The organism is Ruegeria sp. AH3, assembly GCF_056536265.1.
The window spans coordinates 571,513-584,023 of sequence record NZ_JBQFJL010000001.1 but is presented as its reverse complement, the minus strand read 5'-3'; the positions used below and the strand labels follow the sequence as shown (position 1 = coordinate 584,023).

Below are 12,511 nucleotides of genomic sequence, written 5' to 3'. Positions count from 1 at the left end.
GGAGGAGACAAGATGCCAAAACGCTTTCGCCTGACCCGCCGATTTCCCGTCGCCATGACCGAGGACGGCTATCGCAAACTCCGTGGCTTTGCCCGCGAGGCAGGGTTGGACGAAGGCGAAGCGCTGTCTTTTCTCTTCGAGAACTTCAACAGCGTCATTGACGAAGACAACCTGACCCATCGGTTGCGTCTTTTCAATTCCGAGTTGGAGGCACGCAAGCGCTAGGCACCAAGGCCGGTAAGCTTGGGCGGACAATGCACAAAACGCCACGGGAGGGGCGATCGCATGACTATTAAACTGCACTGCTTCGGTGAAAGCGGCAACTCATACAAAGCGGCACTCGCGCTCGAAATGTCGGGGCTCGATTGGGAGCCGGTCTTCGTGGATTTCTTCAAGGGCGTCACCCGCAGCCCCGAGTTCCGCACGGACGTCAACGTGATGGGCGAAGCGCCTTTCCTGATCGATGGTGATTTCAAGACCTCCCAATCTGGCGCCATTCAGGCTTATGTCACCGAGAAGTCGGGTAAGTTCGGCGGTAAGACACGGGAAGAAAACTACGACATCCTGCGCTGGGTGCTGTGGGACAATCACAAGCTCAGCTCAAACGCGGGGATGACCCGATTCTTGTGCAACTTCCTGCCCGAAGAACACCGCAATGCGGATGTGATTGCCTTCAACCAAGGCCGCCTGAAAGCGGCCTATGATGTTCTGAATACCCACCTTGAGGGCCGCGACTGGATCGTTGGCGACGGCGTGACCAACGCCGATCTCAGCTGCTGCGGCTACCTCTACTACCCCGAACCATTCGGCTTTGACCGTGCCGACTGGCCCAACATCGACGCCTGGCTGACGCGCCTCAGCGAACAGCCCGGCTGGAAACACCCCTACGACCTGATGCCCGGCAACCCGTCGGATCGAGCTTAAGGAGAAGACCCCATGACCGAAGCCTATATCTATGACGCCCTGCGCACTCCGCGCGGCAAGGGCCGCAAGGATGGCAGCCTGCACGAGGTAACCTCGGTGCGCCTGTCCGCCCTGACCCTGAACGCGATGAAAGAGCGCAACAACCTGGAAGGTCACGCCGTTGAGGATGTGATCTGGGGCAACGTCACGCAGGTGATGGAGCAAGGCGGCTGTCTGGCACGCTCGGCGGTTTTGGCTTCTGACCTCGACCAATCGATCCCCGGTCTGGCGATCAACCGGTTCTGCGCGAGCGGAATGGAAGCCGTGAACCTGGCCGCGAACCAAGTCAAAGGCGGCGCAGGCGAAGCCTATATCGCGGGCGGCGTTGAAATGATGGGCCGCGTGGCCATGGGCAGCGATGGTGCCGCGATTGCCGTAGATCCGACGCTGGCAATGGATACCTACTTCGTACCACAAGGCATCTCGGCTGACATTATCGCCACCGAGTATGGTTTCAGCCGCGACGACGCCGATGCGCTGGCCGTTGAATCTCAGAAACGCGCAGCTGCGGCTTGGGAAGATAACCGGTTTGAAAAGTCGGTGATCACCATCAAGGACCAGAACGGCCTGACCATTCTGGACCGTGACGAATACATGCGCCCCGGCACCGACATGCAGAGCCTCGGCGCGTTGAACCCATCTTTCCAGATGATGGGTGAGCAGATGCCCGGCTTCGACAAAGTCGCGATGCTGAAATACCCGCATCTGGAGCGGATCAACCACATCCACCACGCAGGCAACAGCTCGGGCATCGTGGACGGCTCTGCCGCTGTTCTGATCGGCAACAAGGAATTCGGTGAGAAATACGGCCTCAAGCCGCGCGCCCGCATCAAGGCGACCGCCAAGATCGGCACCGACCCGACAATCATGCTAACCGGCCCAGTTCCGGTGACCGAGAAGATCCTTGCCGACAACGGCATGAAGATCAGCGATCTGGACCTGTTCGAAGTGAACGAAGCCTTCGCATCGGTCGTGCTGCGTTTCCAGCAGGCGTTCGATGTGGACCCTGCGTTGGTCAACGTGAACGGCGGCTCCATCGCGATGGGCCACCCGCTGGGTGCAACCGGTGCGATGATCATCGGCACCCTGCTGGATGAGCTGGAACGTCAGGACAAGGAAACCGGTTTGGCTACGCTCTGCATTGCGTCAGGCATGGGTGCGGCAACCATAATCGAGCGTGTCTGATGCCCAAGCTTGACCTTTCCCAAATCCCGTTTCGGGGTGGTTCCTCCTATCCCGGCAAACTGGCCGAAGCGGTCGGAGGCCGTTTCAATCAAGGCGTCGGAGATGCTGGAGGTCTGACCCAATTCGGAGTCAACATCGTGCGGCTTGAACCCGGGGCCCTGTCCTCGCTGCGCCATTACCACATGGAACAGGACGAGTTCGCCATCATGCTCAGCGGCCAATGCGTGCTGATCGACGATGATGGCGAGCATGAGATGCTGCCCGGTGACTGTGCCGCCTGGCCCGCGGGTGAGGCCAATGGCCATCACCTTGTGAACAAGACCGATGCGCCCGCGACCTTTCTGGTGGTGGGCACACGGACCCCGACCGAGACCGGCTATTACAGCGACATAGACATGATGGTGAAGGATGATGAGAACGGATTCTCCTTCACCCGGAAAGACGGCAGCCCGCTGACGGCTGACCAGATTGGAGATGACAATGACTGATTTCACCCTCAGCAAAGACGCAGACGGCGTCGCCTTCATCACCTGGGACGTTCCGGGCAAATCCATGAACGTGCTGTCGCGCGAGGCGTTCACTCTGGTCGGCGAACTGATCGATCAGGCGCTGGCGGATGATGAGATCAAAGGTATCGTCATCACCAGCGGCAAGGAAGGCTCGTTTGCGGGCGGCATGGACCTCAGCACACTAGCCACGATCCGCCAGGAAGCTGGTGACGAACCCGCTCAGGCTCTGTTCGATTTCGTCATGAGCGGTCACAACATCCTGCGTCGGCTGGAGCTGGCGGGCATGGACCCCAAGTCGAAAAAAGGCGGCAAACCGGTCGCGTGCGCGATCAACGGCACATGCGCCGGGATCGGAACCGAGATCGCGTTGGCCTGTCATCACCGCGTCATGACTTCAAATCCAAAGGCCAAGATCGGCCTACCCGAGATTCTGCTGGGTATCTTCCCCGGCGGCGGCGGCACCATGCGTTTCAGCCGTATGGTCGGCGCGATGGCGGCAGCCCCCGTCTTGCTGGAAGGCAAGATGATGGATCCGAAAAAAGCCAAAGGCGCACAACTGATCGACGCGGTTGCAGATGATCCGGTCGCAGCGGCGAAAGAATGGGTTCTGAACGCCAAGGATGCCGATCTGGTCAAACCGTGGGACGCGAAGGGCTACAAGATGCCCGGCGGCGCACCCTACCACCCAGCTGGCTTCATGACCTTCGTTGGTGCGAACGCGATGGTGAACGGCAAAACCCAAGGTGCATTCCCGGCAGCCAAAGCTCTGCTGAGTTCGATCTACGAAGGCGCGCTGGTCGATTTCGACACCGCCCTGAAGATCGAGGCGCGCTGGTTTACCAATGTGCTGATGAACCCGTCCTCATCTGCGATGATCCGGTCGTTGTTCCTGAACAAGGAAGCGCTTGAGAAAGGCGCAGTGCGGCCCAAGGATGTACCCGATCAGCGGGTCAAGAAGATCGGTGTTCTAGGCGCTGGCATGATGGGTGCCGGTATCGCTCTGGTCTCCGCTCAAGCTGGTATGGAAGTCGTTCTAATCGACCGTGATCAGGAAGCTGCCGACAAGGGCAAGGCCTATAGCGAAAGCTACATGGACAAGGGCATCAAACGCGGCAAAGCCACCGCTGAGAAGAAAGAGGCCCTGCTGGCCCGCATCACAGCGACCCCTGATCTGGAGCATCTGAAAGGCTGCGACCTGATCATCGAAGCCGTGTTCGAGGATCCCGGTGTAAAGGCCGAAATGACCAAGAAAGTCGAGGCGATCATCCCCGAGGATTGCATCTTTGCCTCGAACACCTCGACCCTGCCGATCACCGATCTGGCGAAAGCCTCGGTGCGGCCCGAGCAGTTCATCGGCATCCACTTCTTCTCACCTGTTGAAAAGATGTTCCTGGTCGAGATCATCAAGGGCAAGGAAACCGGTGATCGTGCGGTTGCTAAGGCTCTGGACTATGTGCGCCAGATTCGAAAGACGCCGATCGTGGTCAACGATGCACGCTTCTTCTACGCCAACCGCTGCATCATCCCGTACATCAACGAAGGCGCGCGCATGATCACCGAGGGCATCAGCCCCGTACTGGTCGACAATGCCGCGCGCCAGTTGGGTTTCCCGGTCGGGCCGATCCAGTTGACGGATGAGACCTCGATCGATCTGGGTGCCAAGATCGCACGCGCGACCAAGGCGGCAATGGGCAATGCCTATCCCGAAAGCCCGTCAGACGATCTGATCTTCTGGATGGAGGAACAGGGCCGTCTGGGCCGCAAGGCCAACGCAGGTTTCTTTGACTATGACGACAAGGGCAAGCGCGTCGAATACTGGAAGGGCCTACAAGACAAGTACCCCTTGGCCGAGACGCAGCCCGACCTGATCGAAGTGCAGGAACGTCTGATGTTCGCGCAGGTTCTGGAAGCGGTCCGCGCGCTGGAAGAAGGTGTTCTGGAAGATATCCGCGAAGGCGACGTAGGCGCTATTCTGGGTTGGGGCTTTGCGCCGTGGTCCGGTGGTCCGCTCAGCTGGCTGGACATCATCGGCACGCCTTACGCCGCCGAACGCTGCGATCAGCTGGCCGAGGCCTATGGCGAGCGTTTCGCCTGTCCGCCTCTGCTGCTCGAGATGGCGGAAAAAGGTCAGAGCTTCTATGGCCGCTTCAACCCCGAGGCTCAGGCCGCCTAAACAAGGTGATGCAGGCGCATGAGGTCATGCGCCTGCATCTTTCTTTTGAAGTGTTAAGTTAGGTCTGCCATTCAGGCCGCAGAAACAGGGGCGGCACATTTGGCCGACCCGGACGCCCTGGTCGGCGTATCCCTAGGGGAGGCCGGATCGGGAATATTGGTTCTTGCGGGATGGGTGCAGGCAGCGCACCCAACGGGTTTGCAAAGGCGGATATATCGCCCTTGGTCGCAACCGCTTCGACCAGCAGTTCGGCATCTTCGGCGTCAGCGACTTCATAGGCGTTTGATATCCCCGCAGAGGCGACCATGCGTCCCGATGGGCAATAAGCCTGAAAACCACCTTCGATAAAGACAACCTCATCCTGATCGAAAAATAATGACGTTACATCAAAGGTCTGGGCCGGTGTTTGCGACTGCAACCGCCCCACCCCGCTGAGCATACGTGCAGGCACGATTGAGATGCCCTCTATCCCCAGCCCCAGCTTGCCCTGATCCAACGCCATGCCCTGTTCAGGCATCAGCCAGACAGGCCGCCCGTTATAGGCGGCGCGGGACGGAACGAGCACTGGCAGATGCTCGGCCCGTCTCTCATCGCCGGGGACAACGATGCGGTCGACGCAAATGCGCCTGAGCTCGCGAAAGCCATGATCCAATGTGCGCACCAGATCACCCGCAACCAGCGTTTCAACCAGCTTCCAGCCACTGGTCGTTGCCACCTTGGTTCCGTGCAGCAGGCCCCCACGACGTACTGACACGGCTTTCCCCGAAAAGGCCTCTCGGCCTCTGTCTTCTTGTTTCGAATACCCCGAAACACTCACTACTTCTAACACGTGCCTTCCCCCCTTTTGGCACCTTCAAACAAATTCAGAAGGGTGAGATCTTTGTGCCTCAAAGCATCTTAGTTTCGCCATATTTATGGCTAATTTGGCCTAATTTCGGCGTTTTTCACCGGGATTCCATGAACAAACCCACGCACGAAAGTAGATTTAGGCAGTTTGAGGAAACGAAAGCAGACAGCCAGACCCGAATCCGGATTGCCGATCAGCTTGCCTGAGATTGCCTTAACAGCAGCTGACGCTCTCTCCAGCCCAGTAACACTCCGGTCGTGGCGATCATACCGATACCCAGAATCTGCATGGGGCCAACCGACTGCCCAAAGGCCACCCACGCGAACAGCGGGCCGAAGATCATGACCGAGTATTCGAATACCGCGACATATGACGGCTCGCCCAACTGATAGGCCTTGATCAGCATGAACACCGCGATCGTCGAGCAGACGGCTTGTATCGCGAGCCAGGGGGCTGCTTCGTATATTGGCCAAACCCAGCCGCGCATTGCAAAGCCATCTGGGCCCGGCGTGGCCTCAAGCGGGAACAACGCCAGCCATACCAAACCTACGCCGCCAGCCAGACCGAGTGTCACCACCATCGCGGCCAGCAGAGCGACCGTGCTCTCGTTCGAACAATGCGTCCGTGTCACGACCGCGCTCAGGGCATAGAAGAATCCACCGGCGACCGGAAGCAGCGTTTTGAAATCAAAAGCATTCGGATCGGGTTGCAACACACAAAGGATGCCTGCAAAGCCCAGCAGGACTGCGGTAATCCTCCACGGGCCGATGTTTTGCTTCAGGACCAGGGCAGAAATGAGCAGCACAAAGATCGGCGATGTGAACAAACCTGCAAGCGCCTGTGCAATTGGCATCAAAGCAAGTGCACTAAAATAAAATAGCATTGCCACAGTAATCAGAATGCTGCGCAAAGCCACGATACCGTATCGCTGTGGCCTGAGGCTGCCCAGCCCCAGCAGAGACAGGCAACCGATCAAAGGCAGCATCAACAGGGCGCGGCTCAGGTGAAACTGCCAAAGCCCAATGGTCTCTGCCAGACGAATCACAAAATTGTCGATAACCCCGATGATCATCATCGAGCAGACCATCAGAAGCGATGCCAGTACCGAGGATCTGTCTTGTTCCACCCGTGCCTCCACCCTAGCCTCAAATTCGCCTGCCCGGTCCGGCACAGTCAGCATATTTTCGGAACCATGCGCAACAGGTTTGCGCCGTTGGTTTTCAACATGCTAGACTCAGAGGAAAATATTACTCGAGCAGCATTACCCGATGACGGCACTCAAACAGTACCAGCGGATCGAAGCTACCGGTCTGTGGCGCCCTACGCCCGATGAGCAACGGCGTGAGGTTGTTGTGTCCATTGGGGAAGCAACTTTGACAATCTCGGATTTCAATGACCGGGCTCTGACCCACTGGTCGCTGGCTGCATTGGAACGTCAAAACCCCGGTGCCTATCCGGCGATTTTCAATCCCGATGGCGATCCGGGCGAAACGCTGGAGCTGCCTGAGACCGAGACCACCATGATCGAGGCCATTGATCGCCTGCAACGCGCCATTGATCGTGCCCGACCACATCCCGGTCGGCTGCGCTGGCTCAGTGTGGCAGGTGTGGTGCTGGCGGTTACTGCACTGCTGCTGTTCTGGCTGCCCGGTGCGCTACAGCGCCATGTGGTCGCCGTTGTGCCCGAGATCAAGCGGCAGGAGATCGGCGATACGATCCTGCACCGGATCGAACGCGTCTCGGGCAAGGCCTGCGCCTCGCCGGACGCGCAAGCCTCGCTGGACCAGTTGGCCCGCCGAACAGGTGTACGACAGATCGTGATCCTGCCAGCAGGCTTGTCGGACAGCCTCAGCCTTCCGGGTGGGACGGTCCTGTTGAACCGGGCATTGGTCGAGGATCACGAGGATCCCGCCGTCGCAGCAGGCTACGTGATTGCAGCGCGGGCACGCGCAGCGCAGCAGGATCCGTTGGATGAGTTGTTGGACCGAACCGGCCCCGCCGCGGCATTCCGGTTGCTAACCACAGGCGGGCTGACGCCCGAGATCATAGACACCTACACCGAGGAAGTGCTGTCAGAACCGCGCCCTGTGATCACCGACGATGCGCTGCTAGCAGTCTTCGCGCAAGCCGCCCTGCCCTCAACCCCATACGCTTACGCGCATGATATTACCGGAGAAACGGTTCTGAGCCTGATCGAAGCCGACCCGATGGCAGGACGGACACTTGAACAGGTACTGCCGGACCGCGATTGGGTCCGGCTGCAGAATATTTGCGGACAATAGTGCCTATTTGGTGCCAAACATCCGGTCGCCGGCATCACCCAGCCCGGGCATGATATAGCCCTTCGAGTTCAACTCGCGATCCAGCGCAGCCGTAACGATTTTCACATCGGGATGCGCCTCTTTCATACGTGCCACGCCTTCGGGGGCGGCCAGCAGGCAGAGGAAGCGAATATCCGTGGCGCCCTGCTCTTTCAGCAGGTCGATCGCTGCAGCCGAGCTGTTGCCCGTGGCCAACATCGGATCAACCGCAATCACCAAACGGTCCTTCAGCCCTTCCGGCGCCTTGAAGTAATACTGCACTGGCTTCAACGTCTCTTCATCCCGATAGAGTCCGACAAAGCCCACACGGGCCGAAGGGATGAGTTCCAGCACCCCGTCCAGCATGCCGTTCCCGGCCCGCAGGATCGAGACCAGAGCCAGTTTCTTGCCCGCCAGAATGGGGGCATCCATCTCCTCCATAGGGGTTTCGATGTGGCGAGTGGTCAGCGACATCTCTCGCGTAACCTCATAGGCCAGCAGCAGCGTGATCTCGCGCAGCAACTGCCGGAACACTGCGGTCGAGGTGCCTTTGTCCCGCATGAGCGTCAGCTTGTGTTGCACCAACGGGTGGTCGACGACGGTCAGATGTTCGCTCATGAGTTCTCCAGTCTTTTCTTGACCCGCGCACGGGTGTCTTCATCGCAAAAGGCCGCATTCAGGGCATTCTGATTCAACGCGGCGAAATCTTCGGCATCCCAGCCAAAGGCTGCGGCCAGCATCTCATATTCGCGCCGCATTGTGGTGTGAAAAAACGGCGGATCATCAGTTGAAACCGTGACCTTCACACCCGCATCGCGCAATCTGGCAATCGGGTGGGCAGCGAAATCGGGAAACAGACCCAGCACCACGTTCGAGCCTGGGCAAACTTCAAGCGTCACGTCTCTGTCAACGAGTTCGCGGATCAGGTCCGGGTCCTCGATCGCACGCACGCCGTGTCCGACCCGTTCGACCCCCAGATCACGAATGGCATCGCGCACGCTTTCCGGTCCGCCAAATTCTCCTGCATGGGTGGTCAGCCGCAATCCTGCCTCGCAGGCGCAATCAAAAGCCCACGCGAAATCGCCCTGCGTATGAACGCCTTCATTACCGCCCATGCCAAAGCCGGTGATCCAGTCGCCTGCTGTCTCTGCCGCACAAAAGGCGCTGTGCTTGGCTTGTTCGGGGCCAAAATGGCGAACGCAGGTAACAACCCCACGCAGGGTGATGTTGAATTTACGTTCGGCTTCGTCCGCTGCATCCTGAATGGCGGTCAGATAATCTCTCCACGCGTGCAGATCGCCACCACCGCAGAAATCCGGGCTAAGGAAGGTCTCGGAATAGACTACACCATTCGCAGCGCTTTCTTCGAGGATCGCCAGCGTCAGGCGGCGAAAATCTTCAGGCGATTTCAGCACTTCGCAGGCGGCCTCGTAGACGCTGAGGAAATGAGTAAAGTCACGGAAATCATAGGTTCCGTCGGTTTTGAAAATACCGCTCAGATCGATGCGCTTTTCATGCGCCAACTGGCGGATGAACGCGGGTGGAGCCGCGCCTTCGTGATGCAGGTGCAATTCGATCTTGGGCAAGTCGGCAACGGTCATAGAAAACTCCGCCCCGGCCCTTGTGCCGGGATGTCCAGATGGTGCGCGACGCTGGCAGCAACATCGGCGAAATTGATCTGTCCGATTTCACCCGCGCCCTGCCCGGCCACCAGTACCGGAACCTGCTCTCGCGTGTGATCGGTACCTGTCCAACTGGGATCATTACCGTGATCGGCAGTCAGCAGCATTAGGTCGCCGGGGCGCAGCTTTTTCAGCACCGCCCCGATTTCGCGGTCGAACCATTCCAACGCACGGGCATAGCCACCGATATCCCGGCGATGACCATAGAGGCTGTCGAACTCGACGAAATTGGCGAATGTCAGGCTGCCCTCTTCGGCCACGTTTACCAGATCGGACAGGTGGCCCATCAGTTCGGCGTCCGATCCTTTGCGCAGCGTATCGATCCCCTGCATCGAGAAGATATCACCGATCTTGCCCACCGCATGAACACGACGGCCTGCGTCCTGCACCCAGTTCGTCAGCACCGGCGCGGGCGGGAGGATGGCAAAGTCTTTGCGATTGGTGGTGCGGGTGAAACCGTCCTCAACCGTTCCAACGAAAGGCCGCGCGATCACGCGGCCCACCTTCATCTCATGCAATTGCGGTGCAAGCGTGCGGCACATGTCCAGCAAACGGTCGAGGCCAAAGCTCTCCTCATGCGCGGTAATCTGGAACACGCTGTCAGCAGAGGTATAGCAGATGGGCCAGCCAGTACGCATATGCTCGGCCCCAAGATCGGCGATGATGGCTGTGCCCGATGCGTGGCAATTGCCAAGGATACCTTCGGTGCCTGCGGCATCGGCAGCAGCGCGGCTAAGATCGACGGGAAACGCAGGTTTGGTATCCGGGAAATAGTGCCAGTCCCACGGGACGGGCAATCCCGCCAGTTCCCAATGGCCCGAGGGCGTATCCTTCCCCGGTGAATACTCGCGCGCGCAGCCCCAAAGCCCTGTTGGCGCGGCTTCCAACCCCGGCGCGTCATCACCCGAGGCCAGCCGCACTGCCGCGCCCAGCCCCAACGCATCAAGATTGGGCAGGTGTAAAGGGCCTGAGCGTCCATCTTCAGCGCGCCCTTCCGCACACGCATGCGCGATATGGGCCAAGGTGTTCGCGCCAGTATCCGGCGCGGTGCCGTTGAAGAACTGATCGGCATCCGGCGCACCACCGATCCCAACTGAGTCCATGACCACAAGGAAAGCGCGGCTCATGCGCTGATCCTCTCGTGCACATGGGGTGGTTGGTCGGCGGGTGCATCGCTGAGCGTCATTGCGTTCAACACCGCCTCAGACGCCTGCCGCGCCGCGTCTTCGCGCGCCGCGTGGACCACGGCCAATGGTGCGCCTTTCTGGACCTTCTCGCCCAGCCGCAAGATGCCCGACAACCCGACCGCCGGATCAATCTCGTCGCTTTCGACCTGACGTCCGCCGCCCAGCGCGACCACGGCCAGGCCAAGCGCCTCACCATCAATGGTCGAGACATAGCCATCGCGCGGAGCGGGCACCTCCTGAATCACATTTGCCTCGGGCAGGAAGCGCGCCCAGGTGTCGACGAAATGCACCGGCCCGCCCATGGCAGCCATCATGCGGCCAAACCGTTCGGCAGCACGACCATCGCGGATCACTTCGGTGACCTGCGCCGTGCCCTCTTCAGCCGAGGCGCACATTCCCGCATCGGCCATCAAAACGCCGCCCAATTCAGCAGAGATATGGGCCAGGGGCGAGTCTTGTCCGCTGGTCATAACCTTCATCACCTCAGCCACTTCCAGCGCGTTGCCCAGCGCCGGGGCCAGCGGTTGGTTCATGTCGGTAATCACAGCCGAGGTTTTACACCCCGCCGTATTCGCCGTCTCGGTTAGCGCCTTTGCCAGCTTGCGTGCATCATCCAGCGTTTTCATGAACGCACCGCTTCCCACCTTGACGTCCAGCACCAGCGCATCGGGGCTGGCCGCCAGTTTCTTGGACAGGATCGACGCCGTGATCAGATCGAGGCTTTCCACCGTTGCCGTCACATCGCGTATTGCATAGAGCCTTTTGTCCGCTGGTGCGATCTGTCCCGTCGCGCCAACAATCGCGGCACCGGTTTCTTTCAGGACCTGCGCCAGACGGCCCTGTCCGATTTGTGTGGCCACACCCGGGATCGCCTCAAGCTTGTCCAGCGTGCCGCCGGTATGACCTAGTCCACGCCCTGAGATCATCGGCACATAGGCCCCGCATTCCGCCAGCGCCGGGGCCAGCACGAGGCTGACGCAATCCCCCACCCCACCGGTTGAATGCTTATCGATCACCGGGCCATCCAAATCCCAGTGCAGCACCTCGCCGCTGTCGCGCATGGCAATGGTCAGATCGGCCCGACCCTGCGCGCCCAGCCCGCCCATGCAGACGGCCATGGCAAAGGCCCCGGCCTGCGCATCGCTGACGCCACCATCGGCCAGACCCTGCGCGAACCAACGCAACTCTTCGCCTGTAGGCACCTCATGACGGCGCAGCTTGGCGATGATCGAACGCGCGTCCATTCAGCTGTCTTCCATATGCGAAGCGTCAAAAGCACCCGGTAACAGGTCGGCAATTGTCGTATTGGTTTCCAGCCCGTCAACCGTCGCCATCGTGACCACGACGTTTCCTTTTCCGAACTCGGCCAGTTTCTGGCGGCACCCTCCGCAAGGCGGCACAGGATGCAGGCTGCTGGCGACCACATAGACTTCGGTCAGTTCTTTCTCACCGGCGGCCACCATTGCCGCGATTGCCCCAGCCTCTGCGCAAGTGCCTTCGGGATAAGCTACGTTCTCGACATTGCATCCGGAATATACCGTACCCGAGCCTGACCGGATCGCGGCCCCAACCTTGAAATTGGAATAAGGCGCATGGGCGTTTTCCCGAACGGCGAGCGCGGCATCTTTCAGAGACATGGGCGATTCCCGATTTTTGATCATCTGG

General features: G+C 59.7%; 13 protein-coding genes. 6 read left to right on the top strand and 7 right to left on the bottom strand.

Features of this window, described 5'->3' with window-relative positions; all coding sequences use genetic code 11:
• Positions 1 to 12 precede the first annotated feature (12 nt).
• Genes ACR3EM_RS02825 through ACR3EM_RS02805 form a run of 5 tightly spaced genes read left to right on the top strand, consistent with a single transcriptional unit; the run spans position 13 to position 4,830 of the window.
• Positions 13 to 225: a hypothetical protein gene (locus tag ACR3EM_RS02825; protein WP_170374251.1), complete on the top strand. Its 213-nt coding sequence runs from the start codon at positions 13 to 15 to the stop codon at positions 223 to 225.
• Positions 226 to 285: 60 nt separating this feature from the next.
• Positions 286 to 924: a glutathione S-transferase family protein gene (locus tag ACR3EM_RS02820; RefSeq protein ID WP_480469303.1), complete on the top strand. Its 639-nt coding sequence runs from the start codon at positions 286 to 288 to the stop codon at positions 922 to 924.
• Between the two features lie 12 nt (positions 925 to 936).
• Positions 937 to 2,148, top strand: a complete 1,212-nt coding sequence (locus ACR3EM_RS02815) for an acetyl-CoA C-acetyltransferase (RefSeq protein ID WP_480469302.1) — start codon at positions 937 to 939, stop codon at positions 2,146 to 2,148.
• Positions 2,148 to 2,636 (top strand): cupin domain-containing protein, encoded by a 489-nt coding sequence (locus ACR3EM_RS02810; protein ID WP_480469301.1) that lies wholly within the window; start codon positions 2,148 to 2,150, stop codon positions 2,634 to 2,636. The genes ACR3EM_RS02815 and ACR3EM_RS02810 overlap by 1 nt, the downstream gene beginning before the upstream one ends.
• The gene (locus ACR3EM_RS02805) at positions 2,629 to 4,830 is read left to right on the top strand and encodes a 3-hydroxyacyl-CoA dehydrogenase NAD-binding domain-containing protein (protein ID WP_480469300.1); all 2,202 of its coding nucleotides are present in this window, start codon (positions 2,629 to 2,631) and stop codon (positions 4,828 to 4,830) included. The genes ACR3EM_RS02810 and ACR3EM_RS02805 overlap by 8 nt, the downstream gene beginning before the upstream one ends.
• A 58-nt stretch (positions 4,831 to 4,888) precedes the next feature.
• On the opposite strand, the gene ACR3EM_RS02800 is transcribed toward ACR3EM_RS02805, so the two are convergent.
• Both ACR3EM_RS02800 and ACR3EM_RS02795 read right to left on the bottom strand, forming a co-directional pair.
• Positions 4,889 to 5,584, bottom strand: coding sequence for a Hint domain-containing protein (locus ACR3EM_RS02800; RefSeq protein ID WP_480469299.1), 696 nt, complete (start codon positions 5,582 to 5,584; stop codon positions 4,889 to 4,891).
• A 286-nt stretch (positions 5,585 to 5,870) separates the two neighbouring features.
• Positions 5,871 to 6,803, bottom strand: coding sequence for a DMT family transporter (locus tag ACR3EM_RS02795; RefSeq protein ID WP_480469298.1), 933 nt, complete (start codon positions 6,801 to 6,803; stop codon positions 5,871 to 5,873).
• 142 nt (positions 6,804 to 6,945) lie between these two features.
• Between ACR3EM_RS02795 and ACR3EM_RS02790 the strand changes: the two genes are divergently transcribed.
• The gene (locus ACR3EM_RS02790) at positions 6,946 to 7,959 is read left to right on the top strand and encodes a hypothetical protein (RefSeq protein WP_480469297.1); all 1,014 of its coding nucleotides are present in this window, start codon (positions 6,946 to 6,948) and stop codon (positions 7,957 to 7,959) included.
• A gap of 3 nt (positions 7,960 to 7,962) precedes the next feature.
• Here ACR3EM_RS02790 and upp read toward each other — a convergent pair whose 3' ends face one another.
• From upp to ACR3EM_RS02765, 5 genes are read right to left on the bottom strand one after another with little or no spacing between them, the layout of a single operon-like run.
• Positions 7,963 to 8,595: a uracil phosphoribosyltransferase gene (gene upp, locus ACR3EM_RS02785; RefSeq protein ID WP_480469296.1), complete on the bottom strand. Its 633-nt coding sequence runs from the start codon at positions 8,593 to 8,595 to the stop codon at positions 7,963 to 7,965.
• On the bottom strand, positions 8,592 to 9,578 hold the full coding sequence (locus ACR3EM_RS02780) for an adenosine deaminase (protein WP_480469295.1): 987 nt from the start codon (positions 9,576 to 9,578) through the stop codon (positions 8,592 to 8,594). Before ACR3EM_RS02780 ends, upp begins: the two co-directional genes overlap by 4 nt.
• Positions 9,575 to 10,786, bottom strand: a complete 1,212-nt coding sequence (locus ACR3EM_RS02775; RefSeq protein WP_480469294.1) for a phosphopentomutase — start codon at positions 10,784 to 10,786, stop codon at positions 9,575 to 9,577. Before ACR3EM_RS02775 ends, ACR3EM_RS02780 begins: the two co-directional genes overlap by 4 nt.
• Positions 10,783 to 12,090, bottom strand: a complete 1,308-nt coding sequence (locus tag ACR3EM_RS02770) for a thymidine phosphorylase (RefSeq protein ID WP_480469293.1) — start codon at positions 12,088 to 12,090, stop codon at positions 10,783 to 10,785. Before ACR3EM_RS02770 ends, ACR3EM_RS02775 begins: the two co-directional genes overlap by 4 nt.
• Positions 12,091 to 12,507 carry a cytidine deaminase gene (locus ACR3EM_RS02765; protein ID WP_480469292.1) on the bottom strand — a complete coding sequence of 139 codons (417 nt, stop codon included), beginning with the start codon at positions 12,505 to 12,507 and terminating at the stop codon, positions 12,091 to 12,093.
• Positions 12,508 to 12,511: the final 4 nt, after the last annotated feature.

Excerpts from the sequence above, each read along its gene's own strand:
- ACR3EM_RS02825 (WP_170374251.1), top strand. The coding sequence starts at position 13 with ATGCCAAAACGCTTTCGCCTGACCCGCCGATTTCCCGTCGCCATGACC.
- ACR3EM_RS02820 (WP_480469303.1), top strand. The coding sequence starts at position 286 with ATGACTATTAAACTGCACTGCTTCGGTGAAAGCGGCAACTCATACAAA.
- ACR3EM_RS02815 (WP_480469302.1), top strand. The coding sequence starts at position 937 with ATGACCGAAGCCTATATCTATGACGCCCTGCGCACTCCGCGCGGCAAG.
- ACR3EM_RS02810 (WP_480469301.1), top strand. The coding sequence starts at position 2,148 with ATGCCCAAGCTTGACCTTTCCCAAATCCCGTTTCGGGGTGGTTCCTCC.
- ACR3EM_RS02805 (WP_480469300.1), top strand. The coding sequence starts at position 2,629 with ATGACTGATTTCACCCTCAGCAAAGACGCAGACGGCGTCGCCTTCATC.
- ACR3EM_RS02790 (WP_480469297.1), top strand. The coding sequence starts at position 6,946 with ATGACGGCACTCAAACAGTACCAGCGGATCGAAGCTACCGGTCTGTGG.
- upp (WP_480469296.1), bottom strand. The coding sequence starts at position 8,595 with ATGAGCGAACATCTGACCGTCGTCGACCACCCGTTGGTGCAACACAAG.
- ACR3EM_RS02780 (WP_480469295.1), bottom strand. The coding sequence starts at position 9,578 with ATGACCGTTGCCGACTTGCCCAAGATCGAATTGCACCTGCATCACGAA.
- ACR3EM_RS02775 (WP_480469294.1), bottom strand. The coding sequence starts at position 10,786 with ATGAGCCGCGCTTTCCTTGTGGTCATGGACTCAGTTGGGATCGGTGGT.
- ACR3EM_RS02770 (WP_480469293.1), bottom strand. The coding sequence starts at position 12,090 with ATGGACGCGCGTTCGATCATCGCCAAGCTGCGCCGTCATGAGGTGCCT.
- ACR3EM_RS02765 (WP_480469292.1), bottom strand. The coding sequence starts at position 12,507 with ATGATCAAAAATCGGGAATCGCCCATGTCTCTGAAAGATGCCGCGCTC.